The organism is Vibrio sp. 5S239 (assembly GCF_041439575.1).
Taxonomy (GTDB): domain Bacteria; phylum Pseudomonadota; class Gammaproteobacteria; order Enterobacterales; family Vibrionaceae; genus Vibrio; species Vibrio kanaloae.
The window spans coordinates 80,626-100,764 of sequence record NZ_JBGOOM010000012.1; the positions used below are offsets into that span (position 1 = coordinate 80,626).

Consider the following 20,139-nt stretch of genomic DNA (forward strand, 5'->3'; position numbering starts at 1 on the left):
TAAAATCGTGTCCAAGCGTCGTGTAGTTGTCACTGGCATGGGTATGTTGTCACCGGTAGGCAACACTGTAGAATCTTCTTGGAAAGCCCTGCTAGCTGGTCAAAGTGGTATCGTTAATATCGATCATTTTGATGCAACCAATTTCTCAACTCGTTTTGCAGGTCTAGTTAAAGACTTTAACTGCGAAGAGTATATGACTAAAAAAGATGCTCGTAAGATGGACTTGTTCATCCAGTACGGCGTCGCAGCAGGTATTCAAGCTTTAGATGATTCAGCCCTAACTATTACTGAAGAAAACGCTCCACGTGTGGGTGTTGCTATCGGTTCTGGTATTGGTGGTCTTGGTTTGATCGAAGCAGGTCACCAAGCTCTAACTGAAAAAGGCCCTCGTAAGATCAGCCCGTTCTTCGTACCGTCGACGATCGTGAATATGATTGCTGGTCACATGTCTATCATGCGTGGCCTACGCGGTCCAAACATCGCGATTTCTACTGCATGTACGACTGGCCTACATAACATTGGTCACGCGGCTCGTATGATTGCATACGGCGATGCTGACGCAATGCTGGCGGGTGGTGCTGAAAAAGCATCAACGCCACTAGGTATGGGCGGTTTTGGTGCGGCTAAAGCACTGTCTACTCGTAACGATGAGCCTCAAAAAGCTTCTCGTCCATGGGACAAAGGCCGTGACGGCTTCGTTCTTGGCGACGGTGCAGGCATGATGGTTCTTGAAGAGTACGAACATGCGAAAGCTCGTGGCGCTAAGATTTACTGTGAGCTAGTTGGCTTCGGTATGTCGGGTGACGCTTACCACATGACATCTCCAAGTGAAGATGGCTCAGGTGGCGCACTAGCAATGGAAGCGGCTATGCGTGATGCTGGCATTACTGGTGAACAAATCGGTTATGTAAACGCACACGGTACTTCGACTCCTGCAGGTGATGTAGCGGAAGTTAAGGGCATCAAGCGTGCTCTTGGCGAAGCAGGCAGCAAGCAAGTATTGGTTTCTTCTACGAAATCAATGACAGGTCACCTTCTAGGTGCTGCTGGTTCTGCTGAAGCTATCATCACGGCAATGTCTCTGGTTGACCAAATTGTTCCACCAACAATCAACCTAGATGATCCTGAAGAAGGCTTAGATATTGACTTAGTACCTCACACTGCGCGTGAAGTTAGCAACATGGAATATGCTGCATGTAACTCATTCGGTTTCGGTGGTACAAACGGCTGTTTGATCTTCAAAAAGATTTAATCATCTTATTAAAGACGCAAACACTCGTAGATAGTCACAATTAGACTTGTTTTTAAACGGCTTGATGCTTTAGCATTGAGCCGTTTCTTTTTATGGGGAAAAACATGTTTTGGGTTGATGGAGAAAGCCAGCAAACTATCGATATTTTGGATCGCTCATTTCAGTACGGAGATGGCTGTTTTACGACAATGCTCGTGAGTAATGGTGAGGTACAACATTTTCACGATCATCAGCACCGTGTCGACGAGTGCCTTACAGCGCTGCGCATTTCTGCTCTTGATTGGGATGTTGTTAGTCTTTGGCTCGATACTGCACTTCAATACATCCAACATAGCGCTCTTCATGGCAAAAAGAACCTTGATAGTTCAGGCAAGCTCGATAACGCAAACAAGCCTCATAATCAAAAAGCAGGGATCAAGCTGCATGTTAGCCGTGGCGCTGGTGGGCGTGGCTACAGTACCAAGAATATCGCCAAGCCGACAATCACCATCAGTACCTTCGATTACCCCAGTCATTATTCAGCGTGGCAAGACTCAGGTGTTGAACTCGGTATCTGCCAGCAAGCGTTGGGTTTGAGCCCATTGCTTGCTGGGCATAAGCATAATAATCGCCTCGAGCAGATCTTGATGAAAGATGAAATGGATCAAGCTAATGAAGTCGATGGTGTGGTGCTTGATATCTTTGGTAATGTCATTGAAACCACTATGGCTAATCTGTTTTGGCGAAAAGGGCAGACGATTCACACACCTCAACTAACGCAAAGTGGCGTCGCTGGTGTTATGCGTAAGCAAGTGTTAACCGCGCTGAATCAAGCGGAATTTTCCGTTACTATGAGTGACTACTGCTTATCTCAACTCATGCAAGCTGATGAGGTTTTCATGACCAACTCCATTTTAGGGATTGCCCCCGTTACCCGTATTAGTGAAACCCAATTTAACATTGGAACCGTTACTCGTAGCCTTCAAGGACAACTAAACTCGTGATCAAAAAGTTATTTATTTTTATTATCTTGTGCTTAATCGCAGCCGGAGCTGCTGGTTTTTATGTTTACAACCAAGCGCAAGATAACCTGAAACAAGTTATTCAATTAGAAAAACCACAAGTCGTGACTGTTGCTTCAGGTAGCAGCTTTAACCGCGTTCTAACCCAGTTGATTAACGAGGGTCTGTTTGAGGCTTCTCCTTATGAGAAATTAATCCGTAAGTTACATCCTGAGCTGGTTGATGTAAAAGCGGGTACTTTCCTGCTTGAACCGAGTTTAACCTTAGAGCAAGCGCTACAGGTGCTTGTAGAAGGGAAAGAACACCAGTTTACCATTACCTTTGTTGAAGGCAGTCGTTTTGATGAATGGCTTGTGCAGCTAAAAGACAACGAATTCATCCAACAAACGCTAGGTGGTGTGTCTGAAAAAGAGATTGCTGAAAAGCTGGGTATTGAAAATGAAAAGCTAGAAGGTCTTTTCTTAGCGGAGACTTATCATTATACCTACGGTACGACCGATTTAGATTTGCTGAAGCGTGCTCATCGTGACCTCATGAACGTGGTTAATGACGAGTGGGAAAACAGGACCGAAAAACTGCCTCTTAAGTCACCTTATGAAGCTTTGATTCTTGCGTCTATCATTGAGAAAGAGACCGCTGTTGCTTCGGAGCGTGAGCGTGTTTCTTCTGTTTTTGTTAACCGTTTGAACAAGCGTATGCGTCTACAAACAGATCCTACGGTTATTTACGGTATGGGCGATAGGTACAAGGGCAATATTCGTAAGAAAGATTTACGGACTCCAACACCATACAACACCTATACAATGAGTGGTTTGCCACCAACGCCTATCGCCATGGCGGGCCAAGCATCTATTCATGCAGCTCTGAATCCAGAGAAGAGCAACTACCTGTATTTTGTTGCGAGTGGAACGGGCGGTCACGTATTTTCAAAGAGTTTGACAGAGCATAACCGTGCCGTGCGAGCTTACTTAAAGCAATTAAGAAAAAACAGATAAAGAAATAATTATGAATCAGTCGAAATTTATCGTGGTTGAAGGCCTTGAAGGCGCAGGTAAAAGTACAGCAATTAATGCCATCGTTGAGACATTAAAAGCATCGGGTGTTGAGGATATTGTTAATACTCGCGAGCCGGGCGGTACTGTCTTAGCTGAAAAGATGCGTTCATTGGTTAAAGAAGAGCACGAAGGCGAGAAGCTTCAAGATATGACTGAATTACTGCTGATGTACGCAGCACGCGTTCAATTAGTAGAAAACGTTATCAAGCCAGCACTCGACAGTGGTAAGTGGGTATTGGGTGATCGCCACGATATGTCTTCTCAGGCTTATCAAGGTGGTGGTCGTCAGATAGCACGCACGACTATGGAATCACTGAAAGCAACCACTCTAGGCGGCTTTAAACCAGATCTCACCTTATACTTGGACTTAGACCCGCGAGTAGGACTTGAGCGTGCTCGAGGTCGTGGTGAGCTAGATAGAATCGAAAAGATGGATATCTCATTCTTCGACCGTACTCGAGAGCGTTACTTAGAGATCGCAGCACAAGACGAAACGGTTCTTGTGATTAATGCACAACAAGAGATAGAGCAAGTGGCTGACGATATTAAACAAGCGCTCAGTTCTTGGCTCGACAAACAGTAGGTGGTCATGGCTGAAGTGTATTCTTGGCTCACTCCCGTATGGAGTGAGTGGAAAAAAAGTCTCGATGCGGAGCGTTTTCCTAATTCGGTGATTGTTAATTCACCAGAAGGGCTTGGCGTTGATGCTTTGATTGAACAACTTACCGCGGCATTAATGTGTACTAATTACGAAAGTGAGTCTTGCGGATTTTGTCATAGTTGTGAACTGATGAAATCGGGAAGTCATCCTGATTTCCACGTGATTGCGCCTGAGAAAGAAGGTAAGTCGATCACGGTTGATCAAGTGCGTGCGAGTAATCGCTGGGCCCAAGAGTCTTCTCAGTTGGGTGGTTTACGAGTCATCTTGCTTAATCCCGCTGAATCCATGAACGAATCTGCGTCGAACGCGCTTTTGAAAACATTAGAAGAACCTTCAAGTAATTGTATTTTTATCCTTTCAACGCGTAGTAGTAATCGGTTAATGCCTACCATCCTAAGCCGTTGCCAACAGTTTAATGTAGTTAGCCCACAATTGGAGGCAGGATCAGCGTGGTTAGATGGTGAAGTAGGTAAAGCGGTTCCGCAGTATATTTTAGCTCTTAATGACAATGCACCTTTAAAAGCAAAAGCGATGTTTGATCAAGGTGGCGTTGAAGCGTCAACAAAAGTGCTCGATGGCTTTGTGAATGTCGTCAAGGGTACTCAACCTGACATGCTAAAGTTCTCTACAGAGCTTAGCAAAGACCCTTTGGTTCAACTTGGCTGGCTTTGGCATTTATTGTCAGATGTACAGAAGCTGCATTTTGGTTTGGCGAATCAGTCTATCACTCCGAGTGCGAAAGCACTGGTTGAAGTGATGTCTTACCAAAGTGCTTACGATGCATCGAATAAACTGCTTATATTGATTGAGCAGTTAAAGCAACATCCTGGGCTCAATATGGAGCTACTCATAATGAATTGGCTGATAGCCACTTGCGAGGAAACATGTTCGTAGATTCCCACTGTCATTTAGACAAACTGGATTATCAAGATTTACACACAAGTGTAGAAGACGTTGTGAACAAGGCGAAAGCAGCAAACGTAGACCAGCTGCTGTCTGTTGGTGTGACGCTGGATTCGTTTGAAAATATGCTCGAGATGATCTCGCCGTTTGATAACGTTAAAGCCTCTTGTGGCGTTCATCCTCTCGATGTAGAGAGTGATTTCTGTTTCGAGAGAATGCGTGAATACGCGAGCAACCCAAAAGTCGTTGCGATTGGTGAGACAGGCTTAGATTACCACTATCAACCTGAGACGGCTGAGTTACAACAGCTGAGATTTAAACAGCATGTTGTGTTGGCCGTAGAGCTTAATAAGCCTTTGATCATCCATACACGTAACGCGCGTGAAGATACTCTTGCTATTTTACATGATGGTGGCGCAGAGAAGTGTGGTGGTGTGATTCACTGCTTTACCGAAGATCAAGCGTTCGCTGAAGCGGCAATGGAGTTAGGCTTCTACATATCAATTTCAGGTATTGTGACCTTTAAGCAGGCTACTGAACTTAAAGAAGTTGTTAAGAACTTACCACTAGACAGGTTACTGATCGAGACGGATTCTCCATACTTGGCACCCATTCCATATCGTGGTAAACAGAATCAGCCCGCATATGTCGTAGAAGTGGCAGCCTATATTGCGCAGTTGAAAGGTTTATCGATGAAAGAGGTTGCTGAACAAACAACCAAAAATTACCAGAAACTTTTTTTGTGATAAAAAACTAGGTCGGTAAATAAAAGGGAGCAAAAGCTCCCTTTTTGTGTTTTTGATCACCAAAAGTGCGTTTTTTTTTAATGTTTACTAATTATGTTGAACTTGAGAGCGTTATTTATAGTATTTGTAATTTTGTTACTAAAAATAACATTTACCTTTATTTTATTCACTTAGTAAAATAATAGAGGTGTTAAAATAAATTCTTATATTTCAATTGCTTGTATAGTTGAAAAGCATTTCATTTCTAGATTTGACATGTGATCCAAGACGTGTTTTGAAACTAAATTTCGTAAGTGACTAGAAAGTTAGTTACCCATCAATATATATTTAGCGGCAGAAAATATAATGCAATACATGGTTACATTTTCGCGGGGTGCTAACATATAGGCTACGGGGGTGTGCCGTTAGAACCCATATAATTATTTTATCTTTATCAGGAGCATAAACATGTTTAAGAACCTTTTTGCCAACTTGCAAAAAGTCGGTAAGGCTCTGATGCTACCAGTATCAGTTCTTCCGGTTGCGGGTATTTTGCTAGGTGTCGGCGCAGCAAACTTTAGTTTTCTTCCAGAAGTGCTTTCTCACTTAATGGAACAAGCGGGTGGTTCAGTCTTTGGTCAAATGGCTCTGCTATTTGCTGTTGGTACTGCACTTGGTTTTACAAACAATGACGGTGTAGCAGGCCTTGCTGCTGTTGTTGGTTACGGCATTATGGTTGCTACATTAAAAGTAATGGCAACGGTAATGGGTGTTGATGGCATTGAGACTGGTGTACTTGGTGGTATCCTTGCTGGTGGTGTTGCAGGTTGGGCTTTCAACAAGTTCTACCGTATTCAACTTCCAGAATACCTAGGCTTCTTCGCTGGTAAGCGTGCAGTGCCAATCGTTACTGGTTTTGTATCTATCGCTCTAGGTTTAGTTCTTTCTGTAATTTGGCCTCCAATCGGTGGCGCAATTGCGACATTCTCTGATTGGGCTGCAAACCAAAACCCAGTAATGGCATTTGGTATCTACGGTGTAATCGAACGTTCTCTTATTCCTTTTGGTCTTCACCATATCTGGAACGTACCATTCTTCTACGAAGCGGGTTCTTGTGTGAACAACGCTGGTGAGCAGGTAAATGGTATCATGACTTGTTTCCTTACAGCTGATGACGCATCTCGCGCTGCTGGTAATGGTTTCGGTCAACTAGCTGGTGGTTACTTATTCAAAATGTTCGGTCTTCCTGCTGCTGCAGTTGCAATTGCACATGCAGCAAAACCTGAAAACCGCGCTAAAGTAATGGGTATCATGGCTTCTGCTGCGTTAACTTCATTCCTTACTGGTATTACAGAACCGATTGAATTTGCATTCCTATTTGTTGCTCCAGTGCTTTATGCTATCCACGCTGTACTTGCTGGTGTTGCATACATGCTAACTAACGCACTAGGTGTTGTTCACGGCCACACATTCTCAAATGGTTTCATTGACTTTGTCGTTCAATCTCCACGCGCTGAGAATATGCTTCTTCTTGTTGGGCTTGGCCTTGTTTATGCGGTTGTTTACTACATCGTATTCCGCACCGTGATTAAAGCTCTAGACCTTAAAACTCCAGGTCGTGAAGACGAGTCTGAAGAAGAGTCAGTTGCGACTGGTTCTGAACTTGCTGGTGAGCTAGTTGCTGCCTTCGGTGGTAAAGCGAACATCACGGGTCTTGACGCTTGTATTACTCGTCTACGTGTTGCAGTTGCTGATACAGCAGTTGTTGACCAAGACAAACTGAAGAAACTAGGTGCAGCAGGTGTTGTTGTTGTTTCTGGTGGCGTTCAAGCTATCTTCGGTACTAAGTCTGACAACCTTAAGACAGACATGGATGAGTGGATCCGTAACAACGGTTAATCCACTGATTCAATAAATGGAAAGGAGGCCGAAAGGTCTCCTTTTTTTTTGCTTGATGAAACACTTTCTAAGTTAACCCTTCCTGATCAATCTGTTATCGCTTAACTCTATGCATTGATGTTCAACTTGCCCACTCTGGGGATCTGTTGTCATTTAACTTAATGATGACACCTCTGTCTATTATTTACGTAACCTAACGTTTTTGTAAGACAGTCTGGAAATATTATGAAACATCGTTACTTGTTCGGCCTTATGTGCTTCAGTGGAGCCTCGTTTGTTCATGCCGCAGATCCAAATTTAGAAGCTGGTCTAGCTATTGATCAAGGTTTGAGTGCCGTTGTGGAGTTTGACCAGAAGTACCGTGCAACCATCGGTAACGACGGCGCGGCATTCGACTACATTTGGAAACGTGGTCAGTTTAAAACGGAAGTTCCGTTAAATTGGTACGTAGGTGCAGGTGCTTGGGCTGAATGGAATGACGATTTTGGTTTAAGAGTACCGTTAGGAGTGAAAGTTAATTTTTACGAAGGTTGGAATGCTTACGCACAAGTTCACCCTGAGCTAGACATGTACAAAGGCGTCGAGTTGCAAATCGGCGGTGCTCTGGGTGTCACCTATAAGTTCTAAAGTGAACTTAAACTGTTTTTATAGTGAAAAAGCCAGCATCGCATGAAGTTGGCTTTTTTGTTTTGTCTTTATGCCTCATGCGAACTGAGTAGACTAGAAAGCGTGGCTTAAAAACGGTTTGGTTTAGAAAGTAAAGCTCAGTCCGATATTCGCTTGGAATTGGTTCATCCAATCGGTATCAAATCGGATAATACAGTCTTGCCCCGTGCTGGGTACGTTACAAACTCCAGACGTGTCGTTGTCGACCACAGTACCTAGCCAACGCACTTGCGTATTAAGTGCTAAGCGCTCACTAAATTTGTACTCTAAGCCACCAAAGATAGAGGTTGAGAATCCAAATTTATCTTTCGCCCAGTCTACATCCACGTAAGATGCACCAATCCCCAAACCTAGGTACCCAGACAACACCGGAGAAGCAGGGTAGTAAATACTGCTTTGAAAGTGTAGGTATTGAATTGAGGAGCTTAGGTTGAGTTTTTCTAGCTCTGAGCTCTGGTTAGAATAGAAAAAGCCGATGCGACCTTTATCAAGTGGCGTTTCAATCGCAAAGGTGTAGTTTTCAGACGGTTTCATGTCGTAGTTTTTACCATCCTGGTCTTCGACACTACCGCCACCGGTATAACCCACCATCGGGGTAATGATGATCTCCGGCGAAGCATACACACTCGATACGGAGAAAAGCGCAATAAGCGCCATCATATTTGCTTTGTTATTCATGAGTATATCCTTATCCATACACTTACTAATTGTGATGGTTACATCAATATTGTGCGACTAATTTCGACGATTCTTGAAGATACTTCACACACCTGATAATAATTAAACAGTGACTCGACAAATTAATAATAAGCCAGAGGTGTCTATGGACCATAATCTGAAAAACGCCCTACAAATAACAGTGTTAATTTACACAATCATTCTTTCATTCGGCTTTATCGCGATTGGTAGTTAATACTATTTGTGGAGAGGCCGGGTTTTATACTCAGGGAATAAATGAATAGTGGTATTATAACCAATATTGATACAGCAATAGATTTGGATTACTACGCTAAGTTTATTGCTGGAAAAACTGCACTGGTTGCTCAAGGGGGCGGACAGAGAGGCATTTTCACCTCAGGGGTACTGGATGCGTTCCTGATCTCTAACTTTGACCCTTTCGATGAGTTTTTTGGCACTTCTGCTGGCGCTCTCAATTTATGCGCTTACCTATGTCGTAATAAAGGCTTAAGTCGTTCTTTTGTCCTCGAACTCACTACTTCTCCAGAGTTCTTTAACCTATTTTCTTATATACGACATCGAAAAAAGTTGGGGTTAGAGTGGGCCTTAGAGAAAATCATGGCCTATCCATATAAGCTCGACCTTGATTTGGGAAGACAAACGTTGGGTGATCGTCAACTCTTTGCCGCGGTCACCGATTCGAAAGATCTTCAAGATTACTACTTTCCTGTATTAAGTGAAGATTGGTACAAGGTAATGGTTGCCACGTGCGCCATTCCACGTCTATATAATGATGAAATACGTATTGGAAACGGTTCTTATGTGGATGGTGGTGTGTCAGCATCTATTCCTGTACAAGAAGCTTGGCGACGCAATGCTCGTTCTATCGTCGTAATTAGAACTGAGCCTGCGTTTGAACTAAATCCGGTCCATAGCAAGCCAATTTTACCTGTAAAAAATAAGACGCTATCTTTAGAAGAACTTGAATGGTTTCGCGGTTCGTTTAATAACGTTCACGGTCATTGGCAACAAAAAGTGGACCAATGGAAAAACGATTGGACATCGTTTTTTCAACAACAAATCTTGAGCTCAAAAGAACAAAAGAGAGATAGGGTACATTTAGATCTTCTAAATGGCGGTCGATGGTTATTTGGTGCTGATGATATCTATCGTTTAAGTCATTTGATTGGTGATAAATTTGATTCAGGATTAGCTGATATGTTGATGGTTCATTACCAAACTTACTCGTTGACTCAGAACTTCCTTAACTCACCTCCCGATGATACTTTTGTGGTTCAGATAGCACCTAGTCAAACGCTTAAATCGAGCTCATTAATGAGTCATAAAGATGATTTACTGCATGATTACGAATTGGGGTTAGAAGCTGGCTATCGTTTTGTTGAAACTTATTCTTCCACTGACAACGCTCGTAGCTCACATACGCCACATTTGGTAACCGATGCTGCCGGAAAATAATACTTGTAGAAAAGTTTTTTGAAATGGAGAGGGTTATTGAACTTGGTCCGATAACCCTTTCTTTTTTATTGGCTCTCGAAAACCAAAACTTTAAACACTGAATAATTAGCCTTCGGGCTTTAGATGATTGAACAAACTTGAAGATTTTAGAGTTAGGTTACAGGCAGAATTCTCATACAGTTGGTCGATCCGGCTACATCCATAATGTCCCCTTGTGTGATGATCACTAGATCGCCACATGTGAGATATCCTTTTTCTTTCAAGCAGGCGAGCGTAGAGAGCGCAATATCAAGGCTGTCTTTGGCTTCTGTTTCAAAGTAAATTGGGGTAACCCCTCTGTACAATGTGCAACGGTTAAGTGTGCTTTCGTTACGAGATAGTGCGTAGATGGGCATATCGGCGCTGAGGCGTGACATCATCAGTGCTGTGCGTCCGGATTCAGTGAGAGTGACCACGCCTTTAATTCCTTCCATATGGTTCGCAGAGTAAATGGTCGCCATCGAAACGGTTTCTTCAGCCGTTACAAAGGTACGATCAAGACGGTAATTGGAGTGGTTGTTAATACCCGCCATCTTTTCAGCGCCAATACAGACTTCTGCCATTGATTTCACGGTTTCGACAGGGTAATCGCCTGCTGCTGTTTCACCGGAAAGCATTACGGCATCCGTCCCATCAAGTACGGCATTCGCTACATCCATGACTTCTGCCCGAGTTGGCATTGGAGCGGAGATCATCGACTCCATCATCTGAGTTGCGGTGATCACTGTTCGATTAAGCGCCCCTGCACGACGTATAAGCTGTTTTTGTACTCCAACCAACTCTGGGTCACCAATCTCTACTCCTAGGTCACCACGGGCCACCATGACCACATCTGAGGCCATTATGATGTCATCCATATTCTCAATAGTGGCGACTGTCTCTGCTCGCTCCACTTTAGCCACAAGATGAGCTTCTAAGCCGGCTTCATGTGCGAGTTGACGCGCGTAATGCATATCTTCGCCATTGCGAGGGAAAGACACCGCTAGGTAATCCACTTTGATTTGTGCTGCGGTTACGATATCGCGCTTGTCTTTTTCTGTCAGCGCTTCTGCGGATAAGCCCCCCCCTTTTTTATTAATACCCTTGTTGTTGGAGAGAGGGCCTCCGATGATCACTTCAGTGTGGACTTTACACCCTTCGACACTGGTCACTTTTAATTGAACACGACCATCGTCGAGTAATAAGATGTCGTTAGCTGATACGTCGTTTGGCAGCTCTTTGTAATCGAGGCCAACGGCTTCTTGATTGCCTTCACCTAAACCTAGGTTACTGTCTAGAGTGAACTGGTTTCCGACGGCTAATTGGATTTTGCCATCTTTGAATGTCGACACACGAATCTTTGGACCTTGCAAATCTCCTAAAATGGCGACTTGAGTGCCGAGCCGTTTAGCTATCGCTCGAACTTGTTCTGCGCGTTGGATGTGATCGTCGCTGCTGCCGTGAGAGAAGTTCATACGGACGATATTGGCACCGGCTTTGATGATAGCTTCAAGCACATTACCTTTATCTGTTGAAGGGCCTAGTGTGGTGACGATTTTCGTTTTTCTTAATGCGGCTGTCATGAATACTCCTAGAGTGAGGACTGTAATCTGATTTAAGGCTGAATTAAGTATATGCATTAATTGATAATTTATTGGGAGCTAGGAAGGTATTTCTCCAATTATCCACAATGATTGAATTCAAGCCTCAGTCGTGATGTTTTTTTTCGAAAATTAAGTCTTAATTTCTCAATTTGGATGATAATTCTTCTCGAACTATTTGACTCGATACACAAAGATTCATGTATATACGTGATACTGGTCACGGCGATATACCAAGTGACTTCACAATTACTTCGCAAAGTAAAAAAATTATCCAGTTGATGATTTTTGGAGCGTAAAATGTACATGGCTCAACCGGGCCATATTGATCATATCAAACAGGTCAATGCTGGTCGTGTATATAAACTAATTGACCTTAAAGGTCCTATTTCTCGTATCGATTTGTCCAAGCAAAGTGAGTTGGCTCCGGCGAGTATTACTAAAATTACCCGTGAACTCATTGAAGCTCACCTTATTCATGAAACGACGGTTCAAGAAGCCACCTCTCGTGGGCGTCCGGCTGTCGGTCTGCAAACCAATAACGAAGGTTGGCAGTTTCTGTCGATGCGTCTTGGTCGTGGATACTTGACAATTGCTCTGCATGAATTGGGTGGTGATGTTCTTATCGATACTAAAATCGATATTCATGAACGTGACCAAGACGATGTGCTTGCTCGCTTATTGCATGAGATTGATGAATTCTTCCAAACCTATGCTGAACAACTCGATAGGGTAACCAGCATTGCGGTTACGCTACCTGGCCTTGTGAATTCTGAGCAAGGTATAGTGTTGCAGATGCCACACTATAATGTTGAAAATTTAGCGTTAGGGCCGGAGATCTATAAAGAAACGGGCTTGCCAGTCTTTATTGCCAATGACACCCGAGCATGGGCATTGGCAGAGAAGCTGTTTGGTAATTCACAAGACAACGACAACTCTGTTCTTATCTCGATTCACCATGGTTTAGGTGCCGGGATTATTCTTGATGGACGCGTTTTGCAAGGGCGTCATGGCAATATCGGTGAACTGGGGCATATCCAGATCGATAAAGAAGGCAAGCTTTGTCATTGTGGTAACCGAGGCTGTTTAGAAACGGTAGCGAGTTCACAAGCGATACGTGACCAAGTGAAAGCAAGACTCGCAAATGGTGAAGCATCAACCTTGTCTGTGTTTGAAGATGTCACCATTGAGCAAATCTGCGCGGCAGCAGCAGGTGGAGATGAGTTAGCCGTTGAAGTGATTGAGCAGTTAGGTCGCTACCTAGGTGCGGCGATTGCAATTGTGATTAACCTATTCAACCCAGAGAAAATATTGGTTGGCGGTGTTATTAACCAAGCAAAAAGTGTCCTATACCCTGAGATTCAAAAGTGTATCGAAGAGCAGAGTTTATCGGTTTACCATCAAGACTTAGAGTTGGTGGAGTCTCGTTTTTATAAGCAGGCGACCATGCCGGGTGCTGCGCTTATCAAGCAGGCTTTGTACGATGGTCAGCTATTGATGAAAGTTATTGAAGGTTAGCTTCTTTACTACTGTTATAGTCTACTCCAACCATACACCTAAGCTTCGTATTGCAGTACTTTTGGTACTTAGTTTAAGTATTCTGTGATTGGCGCTTTGTGTTATCCTATTGAAGTAGGCTATTGTAGCCAAAGTTATTATTTGTCACTAAGGTGTTGTATGTCTGGAGTTTTAAATTCGGTTGATCAAAGAACCAAACTGGTAGGTGAAAACCGTCTGGAACTCTTATTATTCAGTTTAAATAGTCGTCAACTATTTGCGATTAACGTGTTTAAAGTGAAAGAAGTCCTAAAATTGCCAGTACTCACTCGCTTTCCAGGCTCCCATCATAATATTACTGGCGTTGCTTCTTTGCGCGGTGAATCCGTCCCTGTAATTGATTTACGTAGTGCGATAGGCTTTCCGCCATCACGTGCCGACTCTCAAGAAAGTAATTTGATTATTACGGAGTACAACCGAACCGTTCAAGGTTTTTTGGTTGGACAAGTTCGTAATATTGTGAATACGATGTGGACTGAAATCCAGCCACCACCCAAGACAGCAGGGCGTGCAAACTACCTAACAGCGATTACGCATATTCAAGAAGAAGATCAACATAAAATTGTTGAGATCATCGATGTTGAAAAGGTACTAGCTGAGATCATTGATTACGATGTTTCTATCTCTGAAGGGGTTTTAGACGAGCAGCTCGCCAATGAGATGGTTGGACGTAACGTTCTTATTGTTGATGACTCTTCAACAGCACGTAACCAGATTAAAGGCACTTTGTCACAACTCGGCCTGAATATTATTGAATGTTGCGATGGCTTAGAAGCTTTGAATCTGCTTAAGGGATGGTGTGACGAAGGTAAAGACATTAATCAGGAAATATTGTTGATGATTACCGATGCTGAAATGCCTGAAATGGACGGCTATAAACTGACTCATGAGGTTCGTAGTGATCCAAGAATGCGTGACTTATTCATTACGCTAAATACTTCATTAAGTGGTAGTTTCAATGAAGCAATGGTTGAGAAAGTAGGGTGTAATCGCTTCATTTCTAAATTCCAACCAGACCTATTAGTTGAAGTGACTCAAGAACGAATGCGCCAGATTTTGTAAGTAATACTGCTAATGGTTTATAGAGCCTTTAAGAAAAGGCTTACGGCGGATAGCGTTGAGGTATGATTCAATAATTTGAACTGAACTGAACTGAACTGAACTGAACTGAAGGGAAGCAGATGCTTCCCTTTTTCGCTTTTAGCGTTTATGAAACGGCTATCTGAGTCGCTAATGGAAATCCCGTGATTTAGTTTTCAAACCAACAATTTCATCGGTAATATCGATGAGCTTCCCAGCAATCACATGCATTACTTCGCCTTCCTTTTCTAATATTCCCTGTATTTTTAATGCTTTGGCTGTGAGGTAGGCTTTCTGTTGAGCTCGTGCGGTAGCTCCCCATACCACAACATTGATGTTGCCAGTGCTGTCTTCCAGAGTGACAAAGGTGACACCTGCCGCGGTACCAGGTGATTGCTTACCTGTGACCAATCCGACAACGGTGACCATGGACTTGTGTCTTTGTTGTATTAAGTCTTTCATATGGGTAAATCGACCTAATCGATTCGCTTCTTCTAGCAAAGTGATTGGGTGTTTGTTTAATGAAATCCCGACACTGGTGAAATCTTCGAGTAGATCTTGCATCTCACTGGGTTGATGCAATGAGAGCTCGTCATTATCATCTTCTGCATAGTCATCGACTTGGTTAAACAAAGGCAGGTCAGAGGCTGAGTCCATCATTGCCCAGCGAGTCTGGAAGCGGTCTCCCGAGACATTATTCAGTGCATTTGCGGAGGCCAGTAGCTCGATATCTTTTTTATTCATCGATAACTGTTTAACCTGACTAGGGTGGCGATAACCGGATTGTGGGCGATTGGCGAGTACGCTTTGAATCCCATGCTCGCTGAACCCTTTGATTTGTCGTAGCCCTAAGCGAATCGCTAAACCATTCTGATGTTCAACGACTATGTGGTTGTCTTGCGAGGCGTTCACACATACCGGAAGTATCACCACATTGTGTCGTTGTGCGTCTTGTACCAATTGTGAAGGGCTGTAAAAGCCCATGGGTTGGCTGTTCAGTAAAGAAGCGTAGAAACACTCTGGGTAATAGCATTTCAACCAAGCTGAGCAATACGCTAACACCGCAAACGAAGCGGAGTGGCTTTCAGGAAAACCGTACTCACCAAAACCGCATATCTGTTTAAAGAGCTGTTCGGCAAATTCTGTCTCATAGCCACGCTTTTGCATGCCCTCGATAAGCTTGTTTTTAAACTTAAAGACGTTGCCATTTTTTTTCCAAGCGGCCATCGCGCGTCTGAGTTGATCTGCTTCACCACCGGTGAAGCCTGCGGCCACCATCGCGAGCTTAATCACTTGCTCTTGGAATATCGGTACACCCAAGGTGCGCGACAGTACCGATTCCACATCTTTAGATGGATAGTTGATTGGCTCAATGCCATCTCGACGCTTGAGAAACGGATGAACCATATCGCCTTGAATAGGCCCTGGACGTACGATAGCGATTTGAATCACCAAGTCGTAATAAGTCCTCGGTTTAAGCCTTGGTAGCATGCTCATTTGCGCTCGTGACTCAATTTGGAAGATACCGACCGTGTCTGCCCGTTGAATCATGCCGTAAACCTGAGGATCGTCTTTGAGGCGTGTGATCTCTGCGATCGTTAGCGAGCGACCATGAATGCGTTTGATTAGGTCAAAACATTTACGAATCGCAGAGAGCATACCCAGTGCAAGCACATCGACTTTAAGCAGTCCCAAGGTTTCTAGATCATCCTTATCCCATTGAATTATGGTTCGTTCGTGCATCGCGGCATTCTCGACAGGAACCAGTTCATACAAAGGCCCAGAAGAAATCACAAAGCCACCGACGTGTTGAGATAAGTGACGTGGAAAACCGATGATTTCATTGACCAAATGGATAAACTGCTGACCTTTTAAAGAGTCGGGTTGTAGTCCTAATTGAGTTAATTGTGCCTGCCACCCTAAGCTTTTGTCTCTGCGGTTGGTGTTTTTTATGAAGTAATCAAGTTGGGTTTCCTGTAGTCCTAACGCTTTACCGACATCTCTTACTGCACTTTTGAAGCGATATGAAATGACCGTTGCGGCAAGCGCAGCGCGTTCTCTACCGTATTTTTGATAGATGTATTGGATGACTTCTTCACGTCGTTCGTGCTCAAAATCGACATCAATATCGGGCGGCTCATCGCGCTCTTTACTGATGAAGCGCTCAAATAACACCGAGATCTGTCTTGGATCGACAGAGGTGATTTCTAAGCAGTAACAGACTACGGAATTGGCCGCTGAACCTCGACCTTGGTAAAGAATCCCTTGGCTTTTGGCAAATATGACGATGTCGTGGATCGTGAGAAAAAAGAAAGGGTAGTCAAGCGCGTCAATTAGCCCCAATTCTTTCTCTATGATTTGTTGAATGTCGTTAGGCACGCCTTGCGGGAAGCGAGTTCGTTTTCCTTTCTCGACCAACATGCGTAGATAGCTCATGGGTGTCTCACCTTGAGGAATCAGTTCACTGGGGTATTCGTATCGTAAGCTGTCTAAATCAAATTCGCACAGCTTAGAGATATGGTTACTCTCTTTTAGCCACTCAGCTTTGAATATATGAGAGAGCTTATCAATACTTCGTAAACAGCGCTCGGCATTAGCGAGTAAGTGACTGCCCACTTCGGTAATGGTTTTTTGGTACTTTATCGCAGTGAGTGAGTGCTGTAAGGGCAAACGATTAGCGTTGTGCATCAGCACGCCACCACAAGCTGTTATTGGCAGTTGATGATGTTGTGATAGTTCAACACAGTAATCCATGTACTGCTGGTCGGTTTGTTTTAGGTGTCGTTGTAGGCCAATCCACAGCCGGCCGGAGTGATGCTGAGAAAGCCATTGTCCCCAATGTGAATCTTCATTTTTCTGTTGAGGTAACCAAAGAATGAAGCAATGCTTAGCCGACATGATATCCCATTCAGAGAGCTGATAATGTCCTTTGCTGCTACGACGTCTCGCGTTGGTAATAATACGGCACAGCTCGGCATAGGCCGTTCTATTTGGGCATAACAAGACAACTTGGCACTCGTCATTTAACCAAAACATGCTCCCGACAATTTGCTTGAGCGACAGTTTATGTTGCTTGATTGCAGAGTGAACCTTCACGATGCCCGCTACCGAGCACTCATCGGTGACCGCGAATGCTTTGTAACGTAAGAAGTCGGCTTGTAAAACAAGCTCTTCTGCGTGCGAAGCTCCCTCAAGGAAGGAGTAATTACTTTGGCAGAAAAGCTCTGAGTATTGCTGAGACATAACGTAACCTCACTTAATCATTGAGAGTGAACATGATTGAAAAGGGGCGTTTAAATGGAACCAGTGGCAAGAACGACTTACCAAACTGTCTTACTGACTAGCTGAACAAACCGTGCAAGAACCACTGTTTATCTGGTGTTCTAAATACCCATAACCACCGCCCGTTTTTGCTGTAAGCGATAAAGTAGTCACGAATGATCTTCTCTCCGTCCCACCACCCAGACACAATGCGTTCAGGGCCTTGAGACAAGGTGACGCTCTCTGTTAATACTTCAGGCTCAGGCAGCAGAATACTCGGCCTGAGTCGCTGTTGATTAATATTGATAGCTGTTGTGGTTTGTTGATTGGCCTTTTGGGGAGTCAGAGCCTTTTTTGCCACATGACTTAGTGTTGGTTGTGAATATTGATTGTTTTTTTCTGGCCTAGGATCCTGCTGCATTTTAGGAGTTTGAATACAGGCTTGCCCAAGCTTCGCCTGTAACAGTGAAAGTAGGTCTAGCGCAGCAAGCGTTCCGGTATTGCCATCAAAAAGATCATGGTAGGCCATTTGGGGTTCTCCATGACGAATCAAGCTGAGTGTCAGCCCCTGAACCGGTGCCGTGAGCTTTAGTGACTCTAAAGTTAGATGGGTAAGGCTCGCCCATTTGCTTGCAAGATAATCGCCCTGTGCTGAATAAAAAGAGACAGGGTGATCGTCTTTATCCCTTAGATGCAAAGTCAGCGTCAACTCGAAAGCCACTCGGTCGCGCAGCTTCAAAAAACACTCGAGCTGATTCAACAATTTCAGCAAAGGCTTTTCGATAAACAGGATGTTTTCAATATCAAACAGTAACTCCAAATATTGTTGAAAACTCTCTGGTGGATGATAGAAATCAATCAGGTGTTTGAACTGCCCATTAAGGCGACCAACATAGTTGACCAAGTCGATATCAAAGCGACGTGCGACTTCTTGCAAAGGCAACTTTAATAGGTCTTCCACTAAGTTAATGCCGACGCGGTTCAGACGCTCCACTTGCTTAGTTGGCAGCTCGCTAGAACTCAATGTTTGCTGATTGGCCCATGCTTTCATTTGTTCAACATTATTAGTGACTTGGTTGATTGATTGTTTACCCAAAAGGATTGCAGAAAGCGGCGAATAACCTGTGGCAAAGCTGAACTGGATGTTGAGTAACTCTAAATGGCTTTTGAGTTCGAGCCAGTAATTATCTAGCCCGTTGTAAAACGACAGCATGTTAGAGGCTTTAATCAATAAACCATTGGGCGGCAGTAATGCCATATCTGATGTAACTAAATATGCCCATTGAGCGATCTCTTTCAGTTTATTTTTCTCTAGCTCAATGCTGTAAGGGTGGACGTGTAAGTTGTGGCAAAGTGCCGCTGCAGACCCGAGCCCCATGCCTAGTGTGATGCCTGATTGCAGTGCGGCTTGGTTAGCCTGTAGCACGCGATGATCTTTTTCATCGACAATGATAATAGGCTGAGCGTGTGATGCTCCGTTCAAACCTAATTCATTAGAGTTAAACAAGGTATCTAACTGCAGAGATGGAAAGTGTAGATAAAGCCACAACATACGTTAGCCTTGCTTCGCAATAGGGAAAGCCGGCACCGTATTACTAGACAAAGCGTGAGTCGAGCTGTTTTGATTGATGACTTTTTCTGTGAGTAACGGCCAGTTTTGGCTCATGTCGAGAATAAAGCTGCCATACGACCAGCTGCCTTTTCTCTTCGTGACCTCAACCTTTAACCCCTGCGCGTGAGAAGAGAGTTTCATGCTTAAAGAAACGGGTAGGGACAACTGATTATGGCTGGTGGCTTTAAAGTGAAATTGCAGGCACTTACCCGTTTCGCTTGCTGCTTGCAGGCGCTTGGTTTGGTGGATTTCTAGATTGGCTCCCCATAGCAATACAGAATGACAAGCACCACTCTTGAGGCATTGTTCTGCGGCCCATAGTGCATCGAGAGCACGCTGAGGTTGGATGACTAGGATGTTCTCTAGTGGAATATTTTGTTCGTTGAAAAACTCGGCACAGATCTTCCCTGGTGGGTTGATGAAAATGGCCAGTTTCTGTGAGTTTTGTTGAGCTAAATAAGGCGTGAGTAGACGAAGTTCGCCGATCCCTTGTTGTGATTCCACCTCAATAACGCCGTGCATTGGAAAGCCTCCATCAAGCTGTTTATCCAATTGAGGATAGCCTGTTGAAGTGGTACTTCCTTGCGTTGTTGATTGTAACCCTTTCCAGATTAGCTGGCGGTCTTGTAAGCTTTTTATTAGTTCATGCATAATTAAATACCTGTATATTTATACAGTATATTTAACAATGAAA

At 43.9% G+C, this 20,139-nt stretch carries 17 protein-coding genes; 12 read left to right on the plus strand and 5 right to left on the minus strand.

The annotated features are described in order from the left end of the window. The first annotated feature begins 7 nt into the window (after positions 1-7). The 8 genes from fabF to ACED48_RS11650 all read left to right on the plus strand — a co-directional run bounded on the left by fabF (position 8) and on the right by ACED48_RS11650 (position 8,123). Complete coding sequence (gene fabF / locus ACED48_RS11615) at positions 8-1,252, plus strand: beta-ketoacyl-ACP synthase II (protein ID WP_010437291.1); 1,245 nt, start codon at positions 8-10, stop codon at positions 1,250-1,252. Positions 1,253-1,356: 104 nt separating this feature from the next. Beyond that, positions 1,357-2,235: an aminodeoxychorismate lyase gene (pabC, locus tag ACED48_RS11620; protein WP_017054988.1), complete on the plus strand. Its 879-nt coding sequence runs from the start codon at positions 1,357-1,359 to the stop codon at positions 2,233-2,235. Further along, entirely contained in the window at positions 2,232-3,248 is a 1,017-nt protein-coding gene (gene mltG, locus ACED48_RS11625; RefSeq protein ID WP_017054989.1) for an endolytic transglycosylase MltG, read from the plus strand. Before pabC ends, mltG begins: the two co-directional genes overlap by 4 nt. A gap of 10 nt (positions 3,249-3,258) precedes the next feature. After that, positions 3,259-3,891 (plus strand): dTMP kinase, encoded by a 633-nt coding sequence (gene tmk / locus ACED48_RS11630; RefSeq protein WP_017054990.1) that lies wholly within the window; start codon positions 3,259-3,261, stop codon positions 3,889-3,891. A 6-nt stretch (positions 3,892-3,897) separates the two neighbouring features. Further along, positions 3,898-4,863 (plus strand): DNA polymerase III subunit delta', encoded by a 966-nt coding sequence (locus ACED48_RS11635; protein ID WP_017054991.1) that lies wholly within the window; start codon positions 3,898-3,900, stop codon positions 4,861-4,863. Next, positions 4,854-5,618 (plus strand): TatD family hydrolase, encoded by a 765-nt coding sequence (locus tag ACED48_RS11640; RefSeq protein ID WP_017054992.1) that lies wholly within the window; start codon positions 4,854-4,856, stop codon positions 5,616-5,618. The genes ACED48_RS11635 and ACED48_RS11640 overlap by 10 nt, the downstream gene beginning before the upstream one ends. A 447-nt stretch (positions 5,619-6,065) precedes the next feature. Continuing rightward, positions 6,066-7,496, plus strand: a complete 1,431-nt coding sequence (gene ptsG, locus ACED48_RS11645) for a PTS glucose transporter subunit IIBC (RefSeq protein ID WP_017054993.1) — start codon at positions 6,066-6,068, stop codon at positions 7,494-7,496. Between the two features lie 225 nt (positions 7,497-7,721). After that, entirely contained in the window at positions 7,722-8,123 is a 402-nt protein-coding gene (locus ACED48_RS11650) for a hypothetical protein (RefSeq protein ID WP_017054994.1), read from the plus strand. 123 nt (positions 8,124-8,246) lie between these two features. Here ACED48_RS11650 and ACED48_RS11655 read toward each other — a convergent pair whose 3' ends face one another. After that, entirely contained in the window at positions 8,247-8,840 is a 594-nt protein-coding gene (locus tag ACED48_RS11655) for an outer membrane protein (protein ID WP_017054995.1), read from the minus strand. A gap of 145 nt (positions 8,841-8,985) precedes the next feature. Between ACED48_RS11655 and ACED48_RS11660 the strand changes: the two genes are divergently transcribed. Then, entirely contained in the window at positions 8,986-9,075 is a 90-nt protein-coding gene (locus tag ACED48_RS11660) for a YnhF family membrane protein (protein WP_099049783.1), read from the plus strand. A 41-nt stretch (positions 9,076-9,116) separates the two neighbouring features. Beyond that, a complete protein-coding gene (locus ACED48_RS11665) occupies positions 9,117-10,316 on the plus strand; it encodes a patatin family protein (RefSeq protein WP_017054996.1) in 1,200 nt (399 codons plus the stop codon). Between the two features lie 152 nt (positions 10,317-10,468). On the opposite strand, the gene pyk is transcribed toward ACED48_RS11665, so the two are convergent. After that, complete coding sequence (pyk, locus tag ACED48_RS11670) at positions 10,469-11,917, minus strand: pyruvate kinase (protein WP_017054997.1); 1,449 nt, start codon at positions 11,915-11,917, stop codon at positions 10,469-10,471. Positions 11,918-12,235: 318 nt separating this feature from the next. On the opposite strand from pyk, the gene ACED48_RS11675 reads away from it, so the two are divergent. Together ACED48_RS11675 and ACED48_RS11680 are read left to right on the plus strand one after the other, a co-directional pair. Then, a complete protein-coding gene (locus tag ACED48_RS11675) occupies positions 12,236-13,453 on the plus strand; it encodes an ROK family protein (RefSeq protein WP_017054998.1) in 1,218 nt (405 codons plus the stop codon). Between the two features lie 159 nt (positions 13,454-13,612). Continuing rightward, on the plus strand, positions 13,613-14,554 hold the full coding sequence (locus ACED48_RS11680; protein WP_017054999.1) for a chemotaxis protein CheV: 942 nt from the start codon (positions 13,613-13,615) through the stop codon (positions 14,552-14,554). Positions 14,555-14,722: 168 nt separating this feature from the next. On the opposite strand, the gene ACED48_RS11685 is transcribed toward ACED48_RS11680, so the two are convergent. From ACED48_RS11685 to imuA, 3 genes are all read right to left on the minus strand, one after another. Further along, positions 14,723-17,815, minus strand: a complete 3,093-nt coding sequence (locus ACED48_RS11685; RefSeq protein WP_017055000.1) for an error-prone DNA polymerase — start codon at positions 17,813-17,815, stop codon at positions 14,723-14,725. 97 nt (positions 17,816-17,912) lie between these two features. Further along, on the minus strand, positions 17,913-19,385 hold the full coding sequence (locus ACED48_RS11690; RefSeq protein WP_017055001.1) for a DNA polymerase Y family protein: 1,473 nt from the start codon (positions 19,383-19,385) through the stop codon (positions 17,913-17,915). Between the two features lie 3 nt (positions 19,386-19,388). Next, the gene (gene imuA, locus ACED48_RS11695) at positions 19,389-20,096 is read right to left on the minus strand and encodes a translesion DNA synthesis-associated protein ImuA (protein WP_017055002.1); all 708 of its coding nucleotides are present in this window, start codon (positions 20,094-20,096) and stop codon (positions 19,389-19,391) included. Positions 20,097-20,139 lie beyond the last annotated feature (43 nt).